The sequence below is a fragment of the Dactylosporangium vinaceum genome (assembly GCF_019904175.1).
GTDB lineage: Bacteria > Actinomycetota > Actinomycetes > Mycobacteriales > Micromonosporaceae > Dactylosporangium > Dactylosporangium vinaceum.
In genome coordinates this window covers 11,036,246-11,060,315 of record NZ_CP061913.1, presented here as the reverse complement: position 1 = coordinate 11,060,315, position 24,070 = coordinate 11,036,246, and the positions used below count along the sequence as shown (strand labels likewise).

The following is a 24,070-nucleotide window of genomic DNA, read 5'->3' as shown; positions in this document are numbered from 1 at the left end:
TGGTGACCTATCGCCCGTGCAGCCGACTGTCGTTCTCACCATCGGGGCCTCCGACTCGTCCGGCGGGTCGGGCCTGCAGGCCGACCTGCGCACCCTGGCCGCGCTGCGGATGCACGGGGCCTCGGTGGTGACGGCCGTGGTGTCGCGCAACACCCGGGACGTGGCCGACCTGTACCCGCAGCCGACGAACGTCGTGACCGCCCAGCTCACCAGCGTCCTGGACGACCTGCCGGTGGCGGCGGTGAAGACCGGCATCCTGCCCACGCCGGAGACCGCGGTGGCGATCGCCGCCCGGGCCCGCAACGGCGCGCTGCCCAACCTGGTCGTCGACCCGGTGCTGACGGCGGCGACGGGGTCGCGGCGGGGGCTGATCGCGGCGTACGAGCGGCTGCTGCCCCACGCGAGCGTCCTGACCCCCAACCGGGAGGAGGCGTCGGCGCTGCTCGGCTGGGACGTGGTCACGCCGGAGGACATGGCGGCGGCGGCGTCGCAGCTCTCCGCCCGGGGCCCGCGCTGCGTGGTGATCACCGGCGGCGACTTCGCGGCCGGTGCGGACGCGATCGACGTGCTGTGGGCCGACGGCGAGGCCCGGGTGCTGCACAGCCCGCGCATCTCCAGCCGCAACACCGACGGCAGCGGCGCGACGTTCGCCACCGCCGTGGCCGCCCGCCTGGCCGCGGCCGACGACGCCGACGCCGCGGTGGCCTGGGCCAAGGGCTTCGTGGGCCGCGCGATCGGCGACGCGGCCGAGTGGCGCCTGGGCAACGGCCCGGGACCCATCGACCAGTTCGGCTGGTCCTCGCTCACGCTGCGCTGACGTGGTGGATGATTGCCTGTCATGGACGAGAAGACGCTGATCCACCAGATCTCCACCCTGGTGGACGAGGAGCACAAGCTGCGCACCCAGGTGCAGGCCGGCAAGATCACCGAGCAGGAGGAGCACGAGCGCCTGCGCGCGGTCGAGGAGCACCTCGACCAGCTGTGGGACCTGCTCCGCCGCCGGCGCGCGGCGAAGCAGCAGGGCGTCTCCCCGGACGAGGTCGAGGCCCACTCCATCGACGAGGTCGAGCACTACCTCCAGTAGACCGCTCGACCCGGGGGTTGCGTCAGTCGACCCGGAGGCGGTAGCCGCGTTTGACCACGGTCTGGACGAACGCGGAGCCGCCCAGGGCGGCGCGCAGGCGGGCCACGGCCATCTCCACCGCGTGCTCATCGGCGCCGCGCGGCAGCTCGCGCAGCAGGGCGGCCCGGGACAGGACGCGGCCCGGCGAGGCGGCCAGGGCCCGCAGCACGGCCATGGGGCCCGGGGCGAGCGGCTTCAGGTGGCCGTCGATGATCGCCGCGTGGCCGCGCAGGGTCACCGCGGCCCCGGCGACCTGCAGGGTGGGCGAGCGCTTCGGCAGCTCGTCCACCAGGATGCGGACCAGAGCGCCCAGGCGGGCCCGGGCCGGCGCCGCCACGGGGATGCCCAGGCGCTGCAGCGGGGCCGCGGTCACCGGGCCCACGCAGGCGGCCAGGACGTCGGTGCGCAGGGCCTCCAGCACGTCCGGCGCCTCGGGGCCGGCCACGCGCAGCAGGGAGCTGACCGCGGGCGCCGAGGTGAACGTGACCGAGTCGACCAGGCGCGAGCAGATCAGGTCGACCAGCCGGCGCAGGGGCGCGGGGTCGACGGGCGGGGCCCAGCGGTACACCGGGATCTCCACGACGATCGCGCCCGCATCGCGCAGGGCCGAGGTGAACTCCGGGTGGGGCTCCCCGTGCAGCTGCAGGGCGATGCGCCGGCCCGCGAGCCCGCCCGGGAACCCGCCGGTGGTCAGGTAGTCGAGGACCTCGTCGCAGCTCTCGGTCTCGGGGGACCAGTTCTCCAGCATCCCGGCCGCCCGCACGGCTCCCTTGGCCTTGGGGCCCCGCGCGATCAGGTACGCCTCGCTGAGCCGGGTGCGCAGCGCCTCCCCGAGACCCCAGCCCTCCGCCGCCTCGATCCAGCCGCGCAGGCCGATGCCGGTGGTCGCGATGACGATGTCCGGGGCCACGTCCACGCATGACACGGTGGCCGCCTTGAGCTCGGTGTCGTCGGCGACCGGCACGATACGCAGGGCCGGGGCCAGCACCACCCGGGCCCCGCGCCGCTCCAGCAGGGCGCTGAGCTCGTCGCGGCGCCGGTCCGCGGTCACGGCCACCGTGAACCCGGCCAGCGGCAGCTCCTCGTCGGACGCCGGCCGGGACTCCAGCCGGCTTGTCGCGCTCACGCTGTCACCTCGGTCGGGTCGCCGATCTCGACCATCCCGTCGCTGACCCGCACCGCGTAGACCGGGACGCGGATCTCCGGCTCGTCCAGGCACTCGCCGGTGGTGAGGTCGAAGGCCTGCTTGTGCATGGGTGAGGCGACGACCGGGCGGTCGCCGCGGCTGCCGACGATGCCGCGGGACAGCACGGCCGCCCCGCTTATCGGGTCGACGTTGCCGATGGCGTGCAGCGAACCGTCGAAGGTGCGAAAGAGTGCCACCTGCTCGCCACCGACCAGGGCGGCCACCCCGCGGTCGGGCTCCAGGCGAAGGTACGGGCACACAACGGTCCAGGTCATTGGCGCGCTCCTAGGACGACGGGCACCGGTTGCCCGCGTTCGGAAACGAAGGAGATCGTCGGATCGGGGGTGCCGGGGGCGTTGACGAACGACACGAAGCGGGCGAGGCGCTCGGGGTCCTCGACCGTCGCCCGCCACTCGTCCATGTACGACGAGACGTGCCGGGCCATCTGCGCGTCGAGCTCGTCGGCGATGCCGAGGGAGTCCTCGACGACGACCGCGCGGACGTAGTCCAGGCCGCCCTCCAGGCCCTCGATCCAGGCCGAGGTGCGCTGGAGGCGGTCGGCGGTGCGGATGTAGAACATCAGGAACCGGTCGATCGTGCGGATGAGCTCCTCGGTCGTCAGGTCGGAGGCCAGCAGGTCGGCGTGGCGCGGGCGGAAGCCGCCGTTGCCGCCGACGTAAAGGTTCCAGCCCTGGTCCGTGGCGATGATCCCGAAGTCCTTGCCCTTGGCCTCGGCGCACTCGCGGGCGCAGCCGGAGACCGCGGACTTGAGCTTGTGGGGAGCGCGCAGCCCCCGGTACCGCAGCTCCAGCTCGATGGCCAGCCCGACCGAGTCCTGCACCCCGTAGCGGCACCAGGTCGACCCGACGCACGACTTCACCGTGCGCAGGGCCTTGCCGTAGGCGTGCCCGGACTCGAACCCGGCCGCGACCAGCCGGCTCCAGATCGCCGGGAGCTGCTCCACCCGGGCGCCCAGCAGGTCGATGCGCTGCCCGCCGGTGATCTTGGTGTAGAGGTTGAAGTCGCGGGCCACCTCGCCGATCACGATCAGCTTCTCCGGCGTGATCTCGCCGCCGGGGATGCGCGGGACGACCGAGTAGGTGCCGTTGCGCTGGATGTTGGCCAGGAAGTGGTCGTTGGTGTCCTGCAGAGAGGCCTGCTCGCCGTCGAGCACGTAGTCGTTGTGCAGCGAGGCGAGGATCGAGGCGACTGTCGGCTTGCACACGTCACAGCCGCGGCCCCGGCCGTGCTCGGCGATGAGCTGCGAGAACGTGCGTACCTCGCGGACGCGCACGATGTCGAAGAGCTCGGCCCGGGAGTAGTCGAAGTGCTCGCACAGCGCCTTGGAGGCGGCGACGCCCTGCTGCTTCAGGATCTGCTTGAGCAGCGGCACGCACGACCCGCAGCTGGTGCCGGCCCGGGTGCACTCCTTGATCGCGGGCACGTCGGCGCAGCCCTCGTGGATCGCGGCCACCACCTGGCCCTGGGTGACCGCGTTGCAGCTGCAGACCTGGGCGTCGGACGGCAGCGCCACGTCGCCCATGTCCGTGGAGCCGGCCAGCAGCGCGAGCGGGTGGCCGGGCAGCGGTCCGCCGACGCTGGCGCGCAGGGTCGGATACGCGCTCGCGTCCCCGACCAGGATGCCGCCGAGCAGCGTCTGGGCGTCGTCGGACAGCACCAGCTTCGCGTAGCGCCCGTTCGCCGCGTCGAGGTACACGATGTCGAGCAGGTCGTCGCGCTGGCCCTTTTCGGTCTGGGCGATGCCGAAGCTGGCCACGTCGACCCCGAGCAGCTTGAGCTTTGTCGACGTGTCGGCCCCGGGGAACTCGGCCGCCCCGCCGAGCAGCCGGTCGGCGACCACCTCGGCCATCGCGTAGCCGGGTGCGACGAGCCCGTAGCAGCGCCCGTCGATCTCGGCGCACTCACCGATCGCGTAGATCGCCGGGTCCGCGGTCCGGCAGCCGGCGTCGACGACCACGCCGCCGCGCGCCCCGGTGGCCAGCCCGGCCGCCCGGGCCAGGTCGTCGCGGGGCCGGATGCCGGCCGCGACCACCACGATGTCGGCGGGCACGTGGGCGCCGTCGGAGAGCGTGAGCCCGAGCCGTCCGCTCGACCCCGTGGAGCGGATGGCGGTGGTGCCGGCGCCGAGGTGGGTGGTCACGCCGAGGTCCTCGACGTACTTGCGCAGCACCGCTCCGCCCGCGGTGTCGACCTGCACCGGCATGAGCCGCGGCGCGAACTCGATCACGTGGGTGCGCAGGCCCAGCAGGCGCAGCGCGTTGGCCGCCTCCAGACCGAGCAGGCCGCCGCCGATGACCGCGCCGACCTCCCGGCCCCGGGCGTGCTCGCGGATCGCCTCCAGGTCGTCGAGGGTGCGGTACACGAAGACGCCCGCCTGATCCACGCCGGTGATCGGCGGCACGAACGCGGACGAGCCGGTCGCGATCACGAGGGCGTCGTACTCGTACACCCCCTGCGCCGTGGTGACCTTGCGCCCGGCCCGGTCGATCGAGAGCGCGGGCTCGCCCAGCCGGACCTCGACGCCGTCGGGCACGCCGTAGGTCAGCTCCTCGGCCGAGACGCCGTCGAAGTAGGCGGAGAGGCGCACCCGGTCGTAGGCCCGGCGACCCTCCTCGGCCAGTACTGTGACCTGCCACCGGCGGCCGGGGTCGCGGGCGGCCAGGGCCTCCGTGAACCGGTGCCCGACCATGCCGTGGCCGACGACGACCACTTTCATCGACGAGCCTGATTCACTGACCGCAGCGGACATGGCCCAAAGGCTGCCGGGGGGCGGTTTCGCCGCAAAGTCCCGAATGTTTCGGGCCTGCTAAGTGCGGCTCACACGGGGCCCGGCCTGGACGTTACCGAAGCGTTGTGCCAGATATCCACACTGTAGATTGGCGGCGGTCCGTGGCGGGGTAAAGAACCATGGACCCCTATAAAGCAGCGAGGAGGAAGCAGATGCGCACGACCGGCAAGGCCGCACTAGCGGCCGTTGCGGCGCTCAGCATCGGGCTCACCGGATGTAGTGGCGACAAGGCCGGCCCCGGCACCGGGGCCTCGGCCGGAGCGTCCGGCGCGACCGGCACCACGGGCACCGGCCCCTCGGGCGGCGCCTCCACCGGCGCCTCGGGCACCACCAGCGGCACCACCGGCGGCGGCCAGGGGACTGTGGCGTCGTGCCTGGTCGGCTCCTGGAAAGCCACGAGCATCACGGGCAAGCTCACCGGCCCGGTGGGCGGCGACTTCACCGGTGGCGGCGGCACCATGCTGACGATCGACTCCGGCGGCAAGACGCTCGTCGACTTCGGCGCCATGCAGCCGGTGACCTTCACGTTCTCCGTCTCCGGCAACGCCGTGAAGGGCAGCTTCAGCTACGGCGGCAAGGTCAACGGCGCGGTCAAGAGCCCGTCCGGCACCACCGGCACGCTCGAGCCGAGCGGCTCCGTCGACTTCACCACCCTCACGGTGACCGTCGACCTCACCGCGCCGGTCGCCCAGCGCGTGGCCGACAAGGTCTCGATCGCCGAGTTCGCCGGCACCGGCACCGCCAACACCGGCGGGGCCGTGGACGCGCAGCCGATCCTCAAGAAGAGCCAGTACGAGTGCGGCAGCGGCACCCTCAAGCTCTCGCCGCCCGCGGGCGAGACCGACACCGGCACCTGGACCTTCACGAAGGCGTAAGCGACGAATCCCGCGAGGGCGGATCCTCACAAGAGCCGATCCGCCCTCGTGGGGTAAACGTTTCGACGCCGACAACTTGGGTGCGACGAGCCGAAACGGGCCGTCCCTAGCATCCACGACCATGACGCTTGCCGTGGACAAACCGCAGTCTCAGCCCGAGCCGCGCCGCGGCCGCTGGATCGACGACTGGCACCCCGAGGACCCGGCCTTCTGGGCCGAGGGCGGCGCGAAGATCGCCCGCCGCAACCTGGTCGTCTCCATCCTCTCCGAGCACATCGGCTTCTCGATCTGGAGCCTGTGGTCGGTGTTCGTGCTCTTCCTCGGACCGCGCTACGGGCTCGACCCGGCCCAGAAGTTCCTGCTCACCAGCGCGCCTACGCTCGTCGGGGCGGTGCTGCGGCTGCCGTACACGTTCGCCGTCGCCACCTTCGGCGGGCGCAACTGGACGATCTTCAGCGCCCTCATGCTCCTGGTCCCGACGATCTTCGCCGGGATCATCCTGGAGCCCGGAGTCTCGTTCACCACGCTGCTCATCTGCGCCTCCGTGGCCGGTGTCGGCGGCGGCAACTTCGCCTCCTCGATGGCCAACATCAATGCCTTCTACCCGCAGCGGCTCAAGGGCTGGGCGCTCGGCATCAACGCCGGCGGCGGGAACATCGGCGTGGCCGCGGTCCAGCTCATCGGGCTGCTGGTGCTGGCCACCGCCGGAGCCGCCCACCCGCGGTACATCGTCCTGATCTACCTGCCGCTGATCGTCATCGCCGCGGCGCTGGCCGCGATCTACATGGACAACCTGACGCACGCCTCCAACGACAAGCGGGCCATGCGCGACGTGATCAAGAACGGGCACGCCTGGATCATGTCGCTGCTCTACATCGGGACCTTCGGCTCGTTCATCGGCTTCGGCTTCGCCTTCGGGCAGGTCCTGCAGGTGCAGTTCAAGTCCGACTTCTCCACCCCGGTGCAGGCGGCCTACCTGACGTTCCTCGGCCCGCTGCTCGGCTCGCTGATCCGCCCGATCGGCGGCATCCTGGCGGACCGGCTCGGCGGCGCGGTCGTCACCTTCTGGAACTTCGTGGCGATGGCGCTCGGCGCGGGGCTGGTCCTGCTCGCGTCCCAGCGGCACTCGCTACCACTGTTCGTGACCGGGTTCGTGCTGCTGTTCATCTTCAGCGGGCTCGGCAACGGCTCGACGTACAAGATGATCCCGGCGATCTTCCGGGCCAAGTTTCCGGACGACGAGCGCGAGGCCCGGCGGCTGGCGACAGCGCTCATCGGCGTGGCCGGGGCGATCGGTGCGGCCGGCGGGGTGCTGGTGAACCTCGCGTTCCGGCAGTCGTTCCTGGCGTACAAAACCGGTGATGGCGCTTATATCGCTTTTATCGGGTATTACGCCATATGCTTCCTGGTGACGTGGCTGGTCTATCTGCGCCGCTCGCCGCGCAGGCTCTCGGGGGTGTAAGGCGGTAGGCGACCCGATTTGGATCCCGCTGGGGACGCCGAGTATCGTGGATCGCTGTTGTGCGATGACAAGGCGTCCCCATTGTTCGGGTACGCTGGGTGACCGTGCGCCCGGGCTAATTTCAGTTCAGCGCCGTCATCGAGACGCACCCCGGACCGACGATTGCGGAAGACAAGGTAGAACTGTGGGTACGTACAGCCCGAAGCCGGGTGAGATCGAGCGCGTGTGGCATGTCATCGACGCCACCGACGTTGTGCTCGGCCGCCTCGCCACGCACGCGGCGACGCTGCTGCGCGGCAAGCACAAGCCGACGTTCGCCCCGCACGTGGACACCGGCGACTTCGTCATCGTGATCAACGCCGGCAAGGTCGCGCTGACCGGCAACAAGCGGCAGACGAAGGTGGCCTACCGCCACTCGGGCTACCCGGGTGGTCTCAAGCGGGTCGGCTACGAGGAGCTGCTCACCAAGAACCCCGAGCGGGCCATCGAGCTGGCGGTGAAGGGCATGCTGCCGCACAACCGGCTGGGCGCGCGCCAGATCCACAAGCTGAAGGTCTACGCGGGCGCCGAGCACCCGCACGCCGCTCAGCTGCCCCAGCCGTTCGAGATCAAGCAGATCGCGCAGTGAGCGCGGACGAAGGACTGAGCGTGACGGACGAGACCACCGCCGACCCGACGCCGGCCGCCGAGGCCGTCGAGACCGTCGAGACCCCCGCCGCCCCGGCTGCGGCCGCTCCGGCCCCCGCCGCGACGGCCACCGCGACCGCGACCGCGACCAGCACGGCGCCCACCCGGGCCCGCCGCGCCGGCCAGCCGATCCAGACCGTCGGCCGCCGCAAGGAGGCCATCGTCCGGGTCCGCCTGGTCCCCGGCTCCGGCAAGTTCCTGCTCAACGGCCGCGAGCTGGAGAACTACTTCCCCAGCAAGGTGCACCAGCAGTCGGTGAAAGAGCCGCTGGTGATCGTGGAGAAGGCGGAGCAGTTCGACGTCTTCGCCAACCTGCGCGGCGGCGGCACCACCGGCCAGGCCGGCGGCCTGCGCCTCGCGATCGCCCGGGCCCTGATCGAGAACGACCCCGACGACCGTCCGGCGCTCAAGAAGGCCGGATTCCTGACTCGTGACGCCCGGGCGACCGAGCGCAAGAAGTACGGTCTCAAGAAGGCCCGTAAGGCTCCTCAGTACTCGAAGCGCTAACGAAGCGCGTCGGCCGGGTGCCACCCTGGAGGTGGGCACCCGGCCGTTTCGTGTTGCGGGGCGGTTGCGAGGCTGTGCTGCCGGGCGTGCGCGCGGCGGGTTCGACTTGGGAGGTATCGCGATGGGGCGACTCTTCGGCACCGACGGAGTTCGTGGGCGGGCCAACGCCGACCTGACTCCCGAGCTCGCAATGGCGGTCGCCATCGCGGCCGCCCAGGCGCTGTTCGAGCACGACCACTCCCACGCGCCGGTCGCGGTCGTCGGGCGTGACCCGCGGGCCAGCGGCGAGATGCTGGAGGCGGCCGTGGTGGCCGGCCTGACCAGCGCGGGCGCCAACGTGGTGCGGGTCGGCGTGCTGCCGACGCCCGCGGTGGCGTACCTGACCGGCGTGCTCGAGGCCGACATCGGCGTGATGCTCTCGGCCTCGCACAACCCGATGCCCGACAACGGCATCAAGCTCTTCGCCGCGGGCGGGCACAAGCTGCCCGACGAGGTCGAGGACGAGATCGAGCGCCTCATGGACAACGGCACCCACCGCCGCCCCACGGGCGCCGGGGTCGGCCGGGTCACCGACTACCCCGACGGCGAGGACCGCTACGTGCGGCACCTGCTGACCTCGCTGCCCAGCCCGCTGGCCGACCTCACCGTCGTCGTCGACTGCGCGAACGGCGCCGCCTCGTCGGCCGCGCCCGAGGCCTACCGCCGCGCCGGCGCCAACGTCATCGCGATAAACGCGGACCCCGACGGCCTCAACATCAACGAGGACTGCGGCTCCAACCACATCGCGCAGCTGTGCCAGGCCGTCGTCGAGCACAACGCCGACCTGGGCATCGCCCACGACGGCGACGCCGACAGGTGCATCGCGGTGGCCGGCGACGGCACCGAGGTCGACGGCGACCAGATCATGGCGATCCTCGCGCTGTCGATGCGCGACGCCGGTCGGCTGACCGACGACACGCTCGTCGCGACGGTGATGAGCAACCTGGGCCTGAAGCTGGCGATGGCCGAGGCCGGCATCCGGCTGCTCGAGACCAAGGTCGGCGACCGCTACGTCCTGGAGGAGCTGCGGGCCAAGGGGCTCGCGCTCGGCGGCGAGCAGAGCGGGCACATCGTGATGCCGGCGTTCGCGACGACCGGCGACGGCGTGCTCACCGCACTGCACCTCATGGGGCGCATGGAAAGCTCCGGCAAGAGCCTCAAAGAGCTGGCGTCAGTGGTACATCGGCTGCCTCAGGTGATGATCAACGTGCCGGTCCTGGACCGGGCGGCCGCGGCGCGCTCGCCCCAGGTGCTCGACGCGGCCAAGCAGGTCGAGGCCGAGCTGGGCGGCGAGGGCCGGGTCCTGCTGCGCCCCTCCGGCACCGAGCAGCTCGTGCGCGTCATGGTCGAGGCCGGCACGCAGGAGATCGCCAAGGAAGCCGCGGAGCGAATCGCTCACATCGTGCGGATGGTCTCGCCTACTCAGTAGTAACGTGCGCGCATGACAGATGCCCGCACAGTGATCGTCACCGGCGCGTCCCGCGGTATCGGCAAGGCGAGCGCGCTCGCGTTCGCCGCCGAGGGCTGCAACGTCGTGCTGACCTCACGCAAGATCGAGACCTTGGACGAGGTCGCGGCCGAGATCACCGCCCAGTTCCCGGCCGTCGGCGTGCTCACCCACGCCGCCCACGCCGCCGAGCCCGAGCAGGCGGCCGCGGTGGTCGACGCGGCCATGGCCCGCTTCGGGGCGATCGACGTGCTTGTCAACAACGCCGGCACCAACCCCTACTTCGGGCCGCTCATGGACATCGACCCGGTCCGCGCGGAGAAGACGGTCCGGCTCAACCAGTTCGGCCCGGTGCTCTGGACCCAACTCGTCTACAAGGCCTCGATGGCGCAGCGGGGGACGGGCACCGTGGTCAACGTGGCCTCCGTCGGCGGGGTGCTCACCGAGCCCGGGATCGGCTACTACAACGCCACCAAGGCCGCGCTCATCCACCTGACCCGGCAGCTGGCGGCCGAGCTCGCCCCGATCCGGGTCAACGCCGTCGCCCCCGGGATCGTGCGCACCCACCTGGCCAAGGGGCTGTGGGAGAACAACGAGGACTACCTCAACGACAAGCTCCCGCTGGGCCGCATCGGTGAGCCCGAGGACATCGCGGAAGTGATCACCTTCCTGGCCGGTTCTGCGTCACGCTGGATGACGGGCCAGACCCTGGTGGTTGACGGCGGAGCACAGATCCGCTCCTCGCTCATCTAGGGTCAACCTTTCGTGCGCATTTCCCGTGCGCGTATGCGACAGTTTCGCGCACGGGTTCTGCTCGAAATTCTGCTACGGTACGGGCATGTGCGGAATCGTGGGGTACGCCGGCGCCCGGCCGGCCTTGAACATCGTGCTGGACGGGCTGCGCCGCCTGGAGTACCGCGGCTACGACTCCGCCGGCGTCGCGATCGTCCTGTCGGGCGACACCGACGATGGGGACGCGGCCGGCCGGCGCCGGCCCGGTGAGCTGCTCACCGCCAAGCGCGCCGGCAAGCTCGCCAACCTCGAAAAGGCCCTGGCCGAAGAGGGCGCGCACGGCCTCCGGGTGGGCGCCACCGGCATCGGGCACACCCGCTGGGCCACGCACGGCGGCCCGACCGACCGCAACGCGCACCCGCACCGCTCGTTCGACGGCCGGGTCGCGGTCATCCACAACGGCATCATCGAGAACTTCGCCAAGCTGCGCGCCGAGCTCGAGCACGACGGCATCGAGTTCGCCAGCGACACCGACACCGAGTGCGCGGCCCACCTGCTGGCCCGGGCGCTGCAGGACGCCGCCGGCGCCACGCCGGGCGAGAAGCTGGCCGAGGCCATGCGGATCGTCTCCCGCCGCCTGGAGGGCGCGTTCACGCTGCTCGCCGTCGACGTCGAGGCCCCCGGCGTGGTGGTCGGCGCCCGGCGCAACTCCCCGCTCGTCGTCGGCCGCGGCGAGGGCGAAAACTACCTGGCCAGCGACGTCTCGGCGTTCATCGAGCACACCCGCGAGGCGGTCGAGCTCGGCCAGGACCAGGTCGTGCTGATCAGCCCCACCGACATCGTGATCACCGACTTCCACGGCAACCCCGTGGAGGGCAAGCCGTTCCACATCACCTGGGACGCCTCCGCCGCCGAGAAGAGCGGCTACGAGTACTTCATGCTCAAGGAGATCGCCGAGCAGCCCCACGCGGTCGCCGAGACGCTCCTGGGCCGGCTCAACGAGACCGGCGACCTGATGCTCGACGAGGTCCGCCTGACCGACCAGGACCTGCGCGACGTCGACAAGGTGTTCATCGTGGCCTGCGGCACCGCCTACCACGCGGGCATGGTCGCCAAATATGCCATCGAGCACTGGACCCGCATCCCCTGCGAGGTCGAGCTGGCCAGCGAGTTCCGCTACCGGGACCCGGTGCTCGACCGCTCCACGCTCGTGGTCGCCATCTCCCAGTCCGGCGAGACCATGGACACCCTGATGGCCCTGCGCCACGCCAAGGAGCAGAAGGCCCGGGTCCTGGCGATCTGCAACACCAACGGCTCGACCATCCCGCGCGAGTCCGACGCCGTGCTCTACACCCACGCCGGGCCGGAGATCGCCGTCGCGTCGACCAAGGCGTTCCTGACCCAGCTGGTCGCCTGCTACCTCGTCGGGCTGCACCTGGCCCAGGTGCGCGGGGTGAAGTACGCCGACGAGGTCGCCGCGATCATCGCCCAGCTGCAGGAGATGCCGGAGAAGATCGAGCAGGTGCTGTCGATGATGGCCCCGATCCGCGAGCTCGCCCGCGACCTGGCCGAGGCCAAGAGCGTGCTGTTCATCGGCCGGCACGTCAGCTACCCCGTGGCCCTGGAGGGTGCGCTGAAGCTCAAGGAGCTGGCGTACATGCACGCCGAGGGGTTCGCGGCCGGCGAGCTCAAGCACGGCCCGATCGCGCTCATCGACGAGGGCACACCCGTCATCTGCGTGGTGCCCTCGCCCCGCGGCCGCGGCGTGCTGCACGACAAGGTCGTCTCCAACATCCAGGAGGTCCGGGCCCGTGGCGCTCGCACGATCGTGATCGCGGAGGAGGGCGACGTGGCCGTGAAGCCCTACGCCGACCACCTCTTCTACGTCCCGATCACCCCGACCCTGCTGGCCCCGCTCGTCACGACGGTCCCGCTGCAGGTGCTGGCCTGCGAGATCGCCTCGGCCCGGGGCCACGACGTCGACCAGCCCCGAAACCTGGCCAAGTCGGTCACCGTGGAGTGAACCCCATGTGATTGGGTTGTCGGGTGAGGACAGCCTGGCGGGTCGCGCAGGTGCGCGCGGCCGAAGAGTCCGTGATGAAGACGCTGCCCGGCGGCGCGCTCATGCAGCGCGCCGCCGCCGGCCTGGCCCGGCGCATCGCCGACACCCTGCCCCGGGTGTACGGGAGCCGGGTCCTGCTGCTCGTCGGCCCCGGCAACAACGGCGCCGACGCCCTCTACGCCGGGGCCCGGCTGGCCGCCCGTGGGGCCCGGGTCGACGCGCTGGTGTTCAGCCCCGACCGGGTCCACCGCGCGGCCGCCGAGGCGCTCTACCGGGCCGGCGGGCGCCTCGACGACGACGCTCCCGGACCGTCGGCCGGCCGGGCCGACGTGGTGGTTGACGGCATCCTCGGCATCGGGGGGCAGGGCGGGCTGCGGGAGCCGATCGCGGCGCGCGTCGCCGACCTCGCCGACGTGCTGCACCGCGCGCCCGTCATCGCCGTGGACATGCCGTCGGGCGTGGACGCCGACACCGGGGCCGTGGGCGGCATGGCGGTGCACGCCGACATCACCGTGACCTTCGGGGCCCTCAAGCCGGGGCTGCTCGTCGGAGCGGGGGCGGTACACGCCGGAATCCTGGAGCTTATCGATATCGGCCTCGAGGACCATCTCGATGGCGACCCCGCGCTCTACGTGCCGGACGCGGCCGACATCGCCGGCTGGTGGCCGCGTCCGCGGGCGACCGACAACAAGTACTCCCGCGGGGTCGTCGGGGTCGCGACCGGCTCCGACAAGTACCCGGGTGCGGCGGTGCTCTCCACCGCCGGCGCGCTCGCCGGGCCGGCCGGGCTCGTGCGCTACGCGGGGAGCGCGGCGCACGTGGTGCGGTACCACCACCCGCCGGTCATCGCCACCGAGAAGGTCTCCGACGCCGGCCGGGTCCAGGCGTGGGTCTGCGGCAGCGGCCTCGGCACCGACGAGCGCGGCTACGGCGAGCTGCGGGCCGTGCTCGGCGCGCCGGTGCCGGCCATCCTCGACGCCGACGCGCTCACGCTGCTCGCCGACGCCCGGCTGGCCGACTGGATGCGCGAGCGGGACGCGCCCACCGTCGTCACCCCGCACGACGGGGAGTTCCAGCGGATGTTCGGCGGTGCGCCCGGCGACGACCGGATCGGCGCGGCCAAGGCCCTGGCCGAGCGGATCGACGCGACCGTCCTGCTCAAGGGCGACCGCACCATCGTGGCCACCCCGGACGGGCGGGTGTTCGTCAACCCGACAGGCACCGCGGCGCTGGCCACCGGCGGCTCCGGCGACGTCCTGGCCGGGCTGCTCGGCGCGCTGCTGGCCGGCGGCCTGCAGGCCGAGCACGCGGCGGTGGCAGCGGCATACGTCCATGGGCTGGCCGGGCGCCGGGCCGCCGACTCCGGCCCCGTCACCGCCACCGACGTGGCCGCTCACCTGCGCGAAGCCGTCGGGACCTTAACTCGCCGGTAACGACCGTTTACGCTTTCAGCATGGGTACCGAGGTGGCGCGAACCAACCGCAAACGCAAGGCCGGCATCGTCGGGGCGATCGTCGGCCTCGCCGCGGCCGGCGTCGCCGCGGGAGTGGCCACGGAGCGCTACCTCGTGCGCCGCTCCAAGAACGCCGACGACCCCTACGCCGACGAGGAGTTCGGGGTCTGGGCGGCCGACGAGGAGCTGACAGTCACCACCGACGACGGCATCGACCTGCACGTCGAGATCGTGGACGGCCCGCCGGGCGAGGACCGCCCGACGCTTGTCTTCGTGCACGGGTTCTGCCTGGACATGGGCACGTTCCACTTCCAGCGCAAGTACTTCGAGGGCAAGTACCGCATGGTCATCTACGACCAGCCGGGGCACGGGAAGTCGGGGCGGCTCAAGAAGGGGGAGTACACCATCGACTCCCTCGGCGCGGGGCTGCGGGCGGTCCTGGAGGCCACCTGCACGAACGAGGACGCGGTAGTGCTCGTCGGCCACTCCATGGGCGGCATGACGATCATGGCCCTGGCCGAGCAGATGCCCGAGCTGTTCGAGTCGCGGGTCGCCGCGTGCGTGCTGATCTCCACCTCGGCCGGCAAGCTCGACACCGTCACGTTCGGCTTCCCCGAGGTCGTGGCCCGGTTCCGCCGCCCGCTGCTGCCGCTCGTCGGCCTGGCCGGCCCGATCAGCTCGGCCGTCATCGACCGCGGCCGCCGCGCCTCGGCCGACCTGGCCTGGCTGCTGACCCGCCGCTACGGCTTCGGCACCACCCGCCCCAGCCCGGCCCTGGTCTCGTACGTCGAGCGGATGAACTCCACCACGTCGACCGAGGTCATCGCCCGCTACCTGCGCACCCTCTACACGCACTCGCGGCTGCTCGTGCTGGGCCCGCTCCAGTCGGTGCCGGTGCTGCTGGTCTGCGGCGACAAGGACTTCCTGACGCCGCTGGCCCACACTTACGAGATCACGTCGGTCCTTCCCGAGGCCGAGCTCGTGATCGTCCCCGACGCCGGCCACGTGGTCCTGCTGGAGCACGCCGACGAGGTGAACGACGCCATGGACACGTTCCTCACGAAGGTGCTGCAGTGACGCGAGTGCTGGCGACCGTGGATGAGACCCGGGACTTCGGCCGGGCCCTGGCCCGGGTCCTGCGAGAAGGCGACCTGATCGTCCTCACCGGTCCCCTCGGCGCGGGCAAGACGGCAATGGCCCAGGGCATCGGCGCCGGGCTGGGCGTGCGCGGGGACGTCACCTCGCCGACGTTCGTCATCGCCCGCGTACACCAGCCGGACCCCGACCGCGGGGGCTCGCTGCCGATGGTGCACGTCGACGCCTACCGGCTCGGCAACGTCGCCGACCCGATCGGCGAGGTGGACGCGCTCGACCTCGACGCCACGCTCGAGGACTCGGTGACGCTCGTCGAGTGGGGCGAGGGCCTGGTCGAGCAGCTCAGCGACGAGCACCTGGAGGTCCGCCTCGAGCGCCGCGACGACGACTCCCGGGTGGTGTCGCTCACCCCGCGCGGCGGCGACTGGGCCGATCGCATCTCAGGCGGGCTGTAGCACCTCGTAGACGTCGACCCAGGTGCTCTCGTCGTCGGTGCCGCGGACCAGCAGGTGCCGGCCCTCGTGGCAGAAGGCGGTGCTGACCCGCCGGGCCGCGCCGAGCTCGGTGCGGAACACCTCGGCCTCGGTCTCCAGGTCGCGGACCGACAGCGCGCCGTCCGCCGCCGCCGCGTAGAGCCGGCCGTCCGGGCTCTTCATCTCCGGGGCGAAGGCGTCGGCCTGGCTGGCCTCGGCGTAGCCGGTGAACCGCCGGGACAGGTCCTCGCCCACGATCCGGTCCAGGCGGGCGCCGGTGCTGAGGTCCCAGACCGTCGCCACGTCCCGGCGGTAGCGACCCACGTGGGCCGCCCCGGCGCCGGTTGTCACCAGGCGCCACTCGGCCTCGTTCAGCAGTACCGCATCCGGCTTGTGCCCGTCCGAGAAGCTCGCCGTGACCCGTCCGGAGAACACGTCCCACACGCTGAAGTGGCCCTCGGCGTCCCACGTCACGAGCGCCAGCTGCTGCCCCGGCCCGAGCGCCAGCTGCGCCTGCCGCTTCTGCTTCGTCCCGCGGCCCGGCCGCAGCTCGGCGACGAGGGCGCCGCTGGCGATCGTGCGCACCTTGACGTACTCGCCGTCGCTCGAGCACTCCACGAGCGTGCGCCGGTCGGGCATGAGCAGCCAGTCGCCGGTGGCCCGGAGCCGATGGCGCTTGGCCAGCTGAAACCGCTCGACGCCCGCGGGCTCCAGGCGGGCGTGCGCGGCCACCATCCCCGAGTCGATCAGGCCGCCGGCCGCGACCCGCTGCTCCAGCAGGATGCCCTCGCTGCGGCCGGACGTGAGGTCATAAACGCTGTCGTCGGCTGTGCGCACCTGAGCCAAGAGGGTGTCGCGACCGTACGCCTCACCCTCCTGCACCAGCCAGCGCACCAGCCGCCCGCGCCCGCCGGGAACGGTCCAGGTCAGCGGCTCCACCCGCCAGGCCGGTGGCTCGGCCGGCACCGTGCGGGCCGGACGGGAGCGCACCCAGGCCGCCGCGCCGCGCAACACCGCCAGCTCCGGATCCGCGGGCCGCGTCACCGGCCGCCCGAGGCCGTTGTGCAGCGCCGGTCCGATCCCCGGCAGCCGGGCCGCGCCCCCGACGAGCAGGACTGTCACCACGTCACTCGGACCGAGGCCGGCCCGCGCCACGACCGCCCGGGCACTCGCCACCAGCCACCGGGCTCCGGGCTCGGTGAGCTGGTCGAGGCGGCGGCGATCCAGCCGGTACGGCGGCACCCCGGCCTCCACCTCCTCCTCGGCTTCCATGACGTCGGCCAGGCGATGCTTGAGCCGCCGGACGACGTCGAGTGCGTGGAGGTTGGCCCGCAGGCTGACGTCGCCGCCGGCGGCGAAGGCGGGCTCGACCCACTGGGCGAGCTGGGCCCGCAGGTCGGCGACGAGCATGACGTCGAGGTCGCGGCCGCTGCCGGAGCTCTCCTGGCTCAGCGACACCGGCCGGCCGTGCTGCATCTGCGCAACAGTCACAGTCCACGTCTGCCCGAGGTCGCACACGAGCACGAATCCGCCCTCCGGCACCTCCAGGAGCGTCAGCGGATCCAGCACGGCGGCGCCGGCGTCCGGGACCAGTTCGGCGTCGGGGAAGCCGGCCTGCGCTGACGCTTCGAGCGCGGCGGCCCGGGACGTCACAGGCGCGCTCAGCACCAGCCGGGCGACGGGCCTGGCCTCCGTCGCGATCGCGCTCAGCGCGGCCCCGAGCCGCTCGGGACTGGCCGCGGGCCAGCGCAGTGCGCCGCTCACCGGCTCGCGCACCGGGTGGACCCGGTCGGGCAGGACTACGGCGGCGGACAGGGCCCACGACCCGATGTCCACGACCAGGATCGGTTCGGTCATGGCGGCTCTCTCCCGGCGTCGATAGCCGCCGATGCTAGGGCCTTCTCGTTGCGGCCCTGTTAACTGGTTTTAGAGTTGGCTGCGTGCTGGTGATGGTGGTGGACACGGCGACGGCGGCGGTGACAGCGGCGCTGGCCAAGATCGATGACGGGGTCACGCTGCTCGCGGAGCGGGTCACGATCGACGCGCGCGGCGCCGGTGAGCTGCTGGCGCCCCAGATCCACGCCGTCCTGGCCGAGAGCGGCGCGGCCCCCGGCGACCTGGCCGCCGTCGTCGCGGGCGTCGGCCCCGGCCCGTTCACCGGCCTGCGCGCCGGGATGGTCACCGCCGCCGCGCTCGGCCACGCGCTCGCCATCCCCGTCTACGGGGTGTGCACGCTCGACGCGATCGGGCTGCGGCTGCCGGGCCGGGCGCTCGTCGGCACTGACGCGCGGCGCAAGGAGATCTACTGGGCCGTGTACGCCGACGGGCAGCGCATCGCCGGCCCGGACGTGGCCCGCCCGGACGCCGTCGCGCTCGACGGCGTCGCGCTCGCGGCGGGGGACGGCGCGGAGAAGTACGCCGAGGTGCTGCATCTGCCGGTCGACGGCCCGCGCTACCCGTCCGCCCTGGCCCTGGCCGAGCTCGCGGCCGACCGGGTGCGCGGCAAGGCGCCGGGGGAGACCCTGACGCCGCTGTACCTGCGCCGCCCGGACGCGATGCTGCCCGGAGAGCGTAAGCCGGCCCTGCAGTGAGCGTCGCGGTCCTGGCCGAGATGCGCTGGTTCCACATCGAGGACCTGCTGCCGATCGAGGACGAGCTGTTCGGCGATGAGCGCTGGTCGGCCGGCATGTTCTGGAACGAGCTGGCCCTCGGCCACCACTACCTGGTCGCGCTGGACGGCGAGCGGATCGTCGGCTACGCCGGGCTGGCCGTCACGGCGCCCGACGAGGCGTGGGTCCAGAACATCGGCGTGCGCAAGGACGCGCAGCGCCGGGGGGTCGGCCGCCGGCTGCTGGAGGCCCTGCTGGCCGAGGCCGAGCGCCGCGGCGCCCCGAAGGTACTGCTCGAGGTCGCGGTCGACAACGGCCCGGCGCAGCGGCTCTACGCGGAGTACGGGTTCGAGGCCGTCGGCATCCGCCGCGGCTACTACCAGCCCAGCAACACGGATGCACTGGTGATGATGCGTGAAGACTGAGCCTTTGGTTCTGGGTATCGAGACGTCGTGCGACGAGACGGGCGTCGGGATCGTCCGCGGGCACACGCTGCTCGCCGACGAGATCGCGTCGAGCGTCGACGAGCACGCCCGCTTCGGCGGCGTGGTGCCCGAGGTGGCCAGCCGGGCCCACTTCGAGGCCATGGTCCCGACGGTGCAACGGGCCCTCGACCGGGCCGGCGTGACGCTCGCCGACGTGGACGCCATCGCGGTGACCGCGGGCCCCGGCCTGGCCGGCGCCCTGCTGGTCGGCGTGGCCGCGGCCAAGGCCTACGCGCTCGCCGCGGGCAAGCCGATCTACGGCGTCAACCACCTGGCCGCCCACGTGGCCGTCGACACACTCGAGCACGGCGCCCTGCCCGAGCCCGCGATCGCCCTGCTGGTCTCCGGCGGGCACTCCTCGCTCCTGCGCGTCGACGACCTGGCCGCCGGCGTGACCCCGCTGGGCGCCACCATCGACGACGCCGCCGGCGAGGCGTTCGACAAGGTGGCCCGCCTCCTGGGCCTGCCGTTCCCGGGCGGCCCGCCGATCGACCGCGCGGCCCGCGAGGGCCAGGTGGTCATCCCGTTCCCGCGCGGCCTCACCGGCCCCCGCGACCTGGCCGAGCACCGCTTCGACTTCTCCTTCTCCGGCCTGAAGACCGCCGTCGCCCGCTGGGTCGAGGCCCGCGCGCGCAGCGGCGAGCCGGTGCCGGTCAACGACGTGGCGGCCAGCTTCCAGGAGGCGGTCTGCGACGTCCTGACGGCCAAGGCGATCGACGCCTGCCGGGAGCACGGCATCGAGACGCTCGTCATCGGCGGCGGCGTGGCGGCCAACTCCCGGATCCGCGCGTTGGCCGGGCAGCGGGCGGAGAAGTACGGCATCGCGGTCCGCGTCCCGCGCCCCAACCTGTGCACCGACAACGGCGCGATGGTGGCCGCGCTCGGCTCCCACCTGGTCGCCTCCGGCGCCGAGCCCGGCCGGCTGGGCCTGCCGTCGGACTCGGCGATGCCGATCACGCTTGTGACGGCGTGACATGGGGGTAGTAGAGTCCACCGCCGTGATCGTGCGCATGTGGGAGGTACGGGCGCACCCTGAGGCGTTCGGAGAGCTCCTGTCCTGGGTCTGCGACGCCATGCTGCCCCGCGTGGAGGTGAGCCCGCTGCACCTGAGCAGCGAGGTCTACTCCTCGACCGACCAGCGCCTGGTGGTCATCTCCAAGTGGCGCGGCAGCACCCCGGAGCCCTTCGCCGACCCGCCGTCGCACCTGGTCGCCCGCAAACCCCAGTTCTGGGACTTCACCGAGGTCGACCGCTAGCCGAGCCCTCCCGGGCCGCGGAAAATGTAAGGCGTTCCGGGGTGAAGTGCGGTTACCGTCGGGGGCTGTGCGAAGACTGCCTCAAGATGAGCCCGGGGAGCCGGACAGCCGGTCGGCGTTTCGGTATCTGGTCTGGATCGTGCGGGGGCAGTTGGGGCTCATCGCCGGTGGTGTGACGTTCGGCGTGCTGTGGATGGTCAGTCAGGCGCTCGTCCCGGCGGCCATCGGGGGCGGGGTGGATGCGCTCGCGCGGCACGATCGCGGCGGGCTGCTCCGGGCCGGGACGGCGGTCCTCGGGCTCGGGGCCGCCACGGCGTTCACGGGGATCATGCGGCATCGGTTCGCGGTCTCGAACTTTCTCAGCGCCGGGTTCCGGACCGTGCAGGTCACGGCGCGGCAGGCAACCCGGCTCGGGGCGGCGCTGCAGAAGCGGGTGGCGGCCGGGGAAGTGGTGAGCATCGGGACCACCGACTTCGACCACATCGGGTACTCCATCGACGTCACCGCCCGGGCCAGCGGGTCGGTCGTGGCGATCGTCGTGGTGACCGCGCTGCTGTTGCGGGTGTCGGTGCCGCTCGGGCTCGTGGTCGTGCTCGGGGTGCCGGTGCTCGTCGTGGTCGTCGGGGTGCTGCTGCGGCCGTTGCATCAGCGGCGGCGGCATCAGCGGGAACTGTCGGGGGAGCTCACCGGGCGGGCCGCCGACATCGTGGCCGGGCTGCGGGTGCTGCGCGGGGTCGGCGGGGAGCAGGAGTTCTCGCGGCGGTATCGGGTGGAGTCGCAGCGGGTGCGGTTCGCCGGGGTGCGGGTGGCGCGGGTCGAGGCCACGCTGGAGGCGGCGCAGATCCTGCTGCCCGGGTGCTTCATCGCCCTCGTCACGTGGCTGGGGGCGCGGTTCGCGGTGAGCGGGCGGATCTCGCCGGGCGAGCTGGTGGCCTTCTACGCCTACGCGGCGTTCCTGATCGGGCCGCTGCGGACGCTCACCGAGTTTGCCCAGAAGCTGACCCGGGGCCTGGTGGCCGCCGGGCGGGTGGTGGCCGTCCTGCGCGTCGAGCCCGATTTTCCCGAAACGGCGGCATCGGTACCGGTCCAGGAGGGCGACCTGGACGACCCCGACTCCGGCCTGCTGGTGCAGGAGCACCGGCTCACGGCCGTGGCCGCGGTCAGGCCGCAGGACGCGGCGGCCATCGCGGAGCGCCTCGCGCTGCTGGACCCGGCGTCGAACGTGCGTGTGCGCGGGGTACCGCTGAAGGCGATGGCGCTCGAAGAGGTGCGGCGCCGCATCCTCCTCGCGGACAACGACGCCACGCTGTTCCGCGGGCCGCTGCGCGACGAGGTCGGCGCCGGGGACACGCTCGCCGACGCGGCCGCCGTGGACATCGTCGAGGCGCTGCCGGACGGGCTGGACACCGAGATCGCCGAGCGGGGGCGGGACTTCTCCGGCGGGCAGCAGCAGCGGCTGCGGCTGGCCCGGGCGCTGGCCCTGGACCCGCCGGTGCTCGTCCTCGTCGAACCGACGAGCGCCGTCGACGCGCACACGGAGGCGCGGATCGCCGAGCGGCTGCCGCAGCGGCGCAAGGGGCGCACGACGGTGGTCTGCACGACGAGCCCCCTGCTGCTCGACCGGGCCGACACGGTGGCCTTCGTCGACGCCGACGGCCGGGTCGCCGCGACCGGGCCGCACCGGGAACTGCTGGACAGCTGCCCGGCGTACGCGGCCACCGTCACCCGCGGGGAGGGCTGAGGTGCTGCCGATCGCGTCGCGGCCGCAGGTGCGGGCCTATCTGCGGGCGCTGTTCACCGACTATCCGGGGCGGCTGGCCGGGGTGCTGGCCCTGCACGTGACGGGGGCTGCCGCCGGGCTGGCCGCACCGCCGCTGCTGGGCCTGCTCGTCGAGCGGGTGGCCGCGGGCACCTCGACCGTGACCGTCGACCGGATCGCGCTGGCCATCGCCGGGTTCGTGGTCGCGCAGGCGGTGCTGGTGCGCTGCGCGCGGGTCGCGGCGGCACAGCTGGCCGAGCGGGTGCTGGCCCGGCTGCGCGAGGAGTTCGTCGACGGCGTGCTGGCGATCCCGCTGTCAACGGTGGAGCGGGCCGGGACGGGCGACCTGCTCAGCCGGGCCTCGCGGGACGTGGCGCAGACGTCGGACTCCGTCCAGATCGCGCTGCCCATGATCGTCGTCAGCGGGCTGCAGATGCTGCTGACGCTCGCCGCCGTGGGTCTGGTCGGGCCGATCCTGCTGCTGCCCGCGCTCGTCGGCGTGCCTGTCATCTACCTTTCTTCGCGGTGGTACTTCAACCGCGCCAACGCCGGATATCTGCGCGAGACGGCGGCCCTGGCCCGGATGGCCGACGGACTGGCCGAGACGGTCGAGGGCGCGCGGACCGTGGAGACCCTCGGCTGGCAGCAGCGGCGGATCCGGCGGACGCAGGAGCAGCTGGAGGGCACCTACGCGGCCGCGATGTACACGCTGAAGCTGCGCACGCTCTGGTTCCCGCTCTCCGAGTTCGGCTACGCGGTGCCGGCCGCTGTCGCGCTGCTGGCCGGCGGCTGGTTCGTGATGGAGGGGTGGGCCTCGGTCGGGCAGGTGACGGCCGCGGTGCTCTACTTCGTGTCGATAATCGACCCGCTCGACCGCATCCTCAGCTACATCGACATGCTGCAGCTCGGCCAGGCGTCGTTCGCCCGGGTCATCGGGGTGCGGGCGGCGGCCGGGGCCCCGGTGCCCGCGGACGGGCCGAAGCCGGTGGACGAGGTGCTGGTGGCTCGGGACGTGCGGTACTCCTATGTGGACGGCCGCGACGTCCTGCACGGCATTGACCTGGCCGTGCGGCCCGGGGAGCGGCTCGCCATGGTCGGGCCCTCGGGAGCCGGCAAGTCAACGCTCGGGCGGCTGCTCGCCGGCGTCCACGCGCCGCGGGCGGGCGCGGTCGAGCTCGGGACGGTACCCCTGGAGGCACTGCCCCTCGACGAGCTGCGCGGCCACGTCGCGCTCGTCACCCAGGAGCACCACGTGTTCATCGGCAGCCTCCGCGACAACCTGACGCTCGCCCGGCCGGGTGCGACCGACGCCGAGCTGTGCGCCGCGCTGGAGACGGTGGACGCGCTGGACTGGGCCCTCGCGCTGCCCGAGGGGCTGGACACCGCGGACCTGTCGCTGTCGCCCGCCCAGGCCCAGCAGCTGGCCCTGGCCCGGCTGGTGCTGGCCGACCCGCACACGCTCGTCCTGGACGAGGCGACGTCGCTCATCGACCCGCGGGCGGCCCGTCACCTGGAGCGGTCGCTGGCCGGGGCCCTCGAGGGGCGCACGGTCATCGCGATCGCGCACCGGCTCTTCTCCGCGCACGACGCCGACCGGGTGGCCGTCGTCGAGGACGGCCGGATCAGCGAGCTGGGCAGCCACGACGAGCTGGTCGCGGCCGGCGGGGCCTACGCCGCGCTGTGGCGCTCGTGGCACGGCCTGTCACTTCAGCAGGGCGTAGATGATCCCGATGATCACCACGGCGGCGATCGCCAGCCCGAAGGTCAGTAGCAGCTGGCGGTCGTGCGCCGACGCGGCCGGCGGCGGTGTCGGCGCCGGCTTCTTCAGCGAGGTGATCGCCGGCAGATCGACGACGGCCGCGCGCAGGTCGTCCAGGGTCTTCGCCGCATACACGGTCCCGACCCGGTCGGAGAACTCCTCCAGGGTCAGGCGGCCCTCCTCGGTGTGCCGCTGGAGCACACCGATCACGCGTCGCCGGTCCTCGTCCGATGCCCGCACGGCCGTCATGGT

23 protein-coding genes are annotated in these 24,070 nt (G+C 72.7%); 18 read left to right on the top strand and 5 right to left on the bottom strand.

All coding sequences use genetic code 11. The features are described from left to right. Nucleotides 1-16 precede the first annotated feature (16 nt). A complete protein-coding gene (gene thiD / locus Dvina_RS49680; RefSeq protein ID WP_223099042.1) occupies nucleotides 17-817 on the top strand; it encodes a bifunctional hydroxymethylpyrimidine kinase/phosphomethylpyrimidine kinase in 801 nt (266 codons plus the stop codon). A 21-nt stretch (nucleotides 818-838) separates the two neighbouring features. Then, nucleotides 839-1,084, top strand: a complete 246-nt coding sequence (locus Dvina_RS49675) for a DUF2630 family protein (protein WP_223099041.1) — start codon at nucleotides 839-841, stop codon at nucleotides 1,082-1,084. A gap of 22 nt (nucleotides 1,085-1,106) precedes the next feature. On the opposite strand, the gene Dvina_RS49670 is transcribed toward Dvina_RS49675, so the two are convergent. Genes Dvina_RS49670 through nirB form a run of 3 tightly spaced genes read right to left on the bottom strand, consistent with a single transcriptional unit; the run spans nucleotide 1,107 to nucleotide 5,079 of the window. Beyond that, entirely contained in the window at nucleotides 1,107-2,249 is a 1,143-nt protein-coding gene (locus Dvina_RS49670; RefSeq protein ID WP_246655831.1) for a uroporphyrinogen-III synthase, read from the bottom strand. Further along, nucleotides 2,246-2,584 (bottom strand): nitrite reductase small subunit NirD, encoded by a 339-nt coding sequence (gene nirD, locus Dvina_RS49665; RefSeq protein ID WP_223099040.1) that lies wholly within the window; start codon nucleotides 2,582-2,584, stop codon nucleotides 2,246-2,248. The genes Dvina_RS49670 and nirD overlap by 4 nt, the downstream gene beginning before the upstream one ends. Next, on the bottom strand, nucleotides 2,581-5,079 hold the full coding sequence (nirB, locus tag Dvina_RS49660; RefSeq protein ID WP_380028140.1) for a nitrite reductase large subunit NirB: 2,499 nt from the start codon (nucleotides 5,077-5,079) through the stop codon (nucleotides 2,581-2,583). The genes nirD and nirB overlap by 4 nt, the downstream gene beginning before the upstream one ends. A gap of 191 nt (nucleotides 5,080-5,270) precedes the next feature. On the opposite strand from nirB, the gene Dvina_RS49655 reads away from it, so the two are divergent. The 10 genes from Dvina_RS49655 to tsaE all read left to right on the top strand — a co-directional run bounded on the left by Dvina_RS49655 (nucleotide 5,271) and on the right by tsaE (nucleotide 15,932). Beyond that, complete coding sequence (locus tag Dvina_RS49655; RefSeq protein ID WP_223099039.1) at nucleotides 5,271-5,993, top strand: hypothetical protein; 723 nt, start codon at nucleotides 5,271-5,273, stop codon at nucleotides 5,991-5,993. A gap of 121 nt (nucleotides 5,994-6,114) precedes the next feature. After that, nucleotides 6,115-7,455: a nitrate/nitrite transporter gene (locus Dvina_RS49650; RefSeq protein WP_223099038.1), complete on the top strand. Its 1,341-nt coding sequence runs from the start codon at nucleotides 6,115-6,117 to the stop codon at nucleotides 7,453-7,455. 184 nt (nucleotides 7,456-7,639) lie between these two features. After that, a complete protein-coding gene (gene rplM, locus Dvina_RS49645; RefSeq protein WP_246655830.1) occupies nucleotides 7,640-8,083 on the top strand; it encodes a 50S ribosomal protein L13 in 444 nt (147 codons plus the stop codon). 20 nt (nucleotides 8,084-8,103) lie between these two features. Then, nucleotides 8,104-8,649, top strand: coding sequence for a 30S ribosomal protein S9 (gene rpsI / locus Dvina_RS49640; RefSeq protein ID WP_306425148.1), 546 nt, complete (start codon nucleotides 8,104-8,106; stop codon nucleotides 8,647-8,649). 121 nt (nucleotides 8,650-8,770) lie between these two features. Beyond that, the gene (glmM, locus tag Dvina_RS49635) at nucleotides 8,771-10,117 is read left to right on the top strand and encodes a phosphoglucosamine mutase (protein WP_223099034.1); all 1,347 of its coding nucleotides are present in this window, start codon (nucleotides 8,771-8,773) and stop codon (nucleotides 10,115-10,117) included. A 12-nt stretch (nucleotides 10,118-10,129) separates the two neighbouring features. Then, the gene (locus Dvina_RS49630) at nucleotides 10,130-10,888 is read left to right on the top strand and encodes an SDR family oxidoreductase (protein ID WP_223099032.1); all 759 of its coding nucleotides are present in this window, start codon (nucleotides 10,130-10,132) and stop codon (nucleotides 10,886-10,888) included. 85 nt (nucleotides 10,889-10,973) lie between these two features. Next, a complete protein-coding gene (gene glmS / locus Dvina_RS49625; RefSeq protein WP_223099030.1) occupies nucleotides 10,974-12,890 on the top strand; it encodes a glutamine--fructose-6-phosphate transaminase (isomerizing) in 1,917 nt (638 codons plus the stop codon). A 23-nt stretch (nucleotides 12,891-12,913) separates the two neighbouring features. Further along, nucleotides 12,914-14,362, top strand: coding sequence for an NAD(P)H-hydrate dehydratase (locus Dvina_RS49620; protein ID WP_223099026.1), 1,449 nt, complete (start codon nucleotides 12,914-12,916; stop codon nucleotides 14,360-14,362). Between the two features lie 20 nt (nucleotides 14,363-14,382). Beyond that, nucleotides 14,383-15,459, top strand: coding sequence for an alpha/beta fold hydrolase (locus Dvina_RS49615; RefSeq protein ID WP_223099023.1), 1,077 nt, complete (start codon nucleotides 14,383-14,385; stop codon nucleotides 15,457-15,459). Next, nucleotides 15,456-15,932, top strand: a complete 477-nt coding sequence (tsaE, locus tag Dvina_RS49610; RefSeq protein ID WP_223099020.1) for a tRNA (adenosine(37)-N6)-threonylcarbamoyltransferase complex ATPase subunit type 1 TsaE — start codon at nucleotides 15,456-15,458, stop codon at nucleotides 15,930-15,932. Before Dvina_RS49615 ends, tsaE begins: the two co-directional genes overlap by 4 nt. On the opposite strand, the gene Dvina_RS49605 is transcribed toward tsaE, so the two are convergent. Beyond that, entirely contained in the window at nucleotides 15,918-17,807 is a 1,890-nt protein-coding gene (locus Dvina_RS49605) for an Hsp70 family protein (RefSeq protein WP_223099018.1), read from the bottom strand. The genes tsaE and Dvina_RS49605 overlap by 15 nt on opposite strands. A gap of 83 nt (nucleotides 17,808-17,890) precedes the next feature. Between Dvina_RS49605 and tsaB the strand changes: the two genes are divergently transcribed. The 6 genes from tsaB (at nucleotide 17,891) to Dvina_RS49575 (ending at nucleotide 23,830) form a co-directional block, all read left to right on the top strand. Continuing rightward, nucleotides 17,891-18,541: a tRNA (adenosine(37)-N6)-threonylcarbamoyltransferase complex dimerization subunit type 1 TsaB gene (gene tsaB, locus Dvina_RS49600; RefSeq protein WP_223099017.1), complete on the top strand. Its 651-nt coding sequence runs from the start codon at nucleotides 17,891-17,893 to the stop codon at nucleotides 18,539-18,541. A 20-nt stretch (nucleotides 18,542-18,561) separates the two neighbouring features. Continuing rightward, nucleotides 18,562-18,984, top strand: coding sequence for a ribosomal protein S18-alanine N-acetyltransferase (gene rimI, locus Dvina_RS49595; RefSeq protein ID WP_223106160.1), 423 nt, complete (start codon nucleotides 18,562-18,564; stop codon nucleotides 18,982-18,984). Then, on the top strand, nucleotides 18,974-20,017 hold the full coding sequence (tsaD, locus tag Dvina_RS49590; protein ID WP_223099016.1) for a tRNA (adenosine(37)-N6)-threonylcarbamoyltransferase complex transferase subunit TsaD: 1,044 nt from the start codon (nucleotides 18,974-18,976) through the stop codon (nucleotides 20,015-20,017). The genes rimI and tsaD overlap by 11 nt, the downstream gene beginning before the upstream one ends. A 25-nt stretch (nucleotides 20,018-20,042) precedes the next feature. Beyond that, the gene (locus Dvina_RS49585) at nucleotides 20,043-20,300 is read left to right on the top strand and encodes a hypothetical protein (protein ID WP_223099015.1); all 258 of its coding nucleotides are present in this window, start codon (nucleotides 20,043-20,045) and stop codon (nucleotides 20,298-20,300) included. Between the two features lie 67 nt (nucleotides 20,301-20,367). After that, a complete protein-coding gene (locus Dvina_RS49580; protein ID WP_223099014.1) occupies nucleotides 20,368-22,041 on the top strand; it encodes an ABC transporter transmembrane domain-containing protein in 1,674 nt (557 codons plus the stop codon). Nucleotide 22,042: 1 nt separating this feature from the next. Then, nucleotides 22,043-23,830, top strand: a complete 1,788-nt coding sequence (locus Dvina_RS49575) for an ABC transporter ATP-binding protein (RefSeq protein ID WP_223099013.1) — start codon at nucleotides 22,043-22,045, stop codon at nucleotides 23,828-23,830. On the opposite strand, the gene Dvina_RS49570 is transcribed toward Dvina_RS49575, so the two are convergent. After that, on the bottom strand, nucleotides 23,762-24,058 hold the full coding sequence (locus Dvina_RS49570; RefSeq protein ID WP_380028151.1) for a DUF1707 SHOCT-like domain-containing protein: 297 nt from the start codon (nucleotides 24,056-24,058) through the stop codon (nucleotides 23,762-23,764). The two genes, Dvina_RS49575 and Dvina_RS49570, sit on opposite strands and share 69 nt — an antisense overlap. Nucleotides 24,059-24,070: the final 12 nt, after the last annotated feature.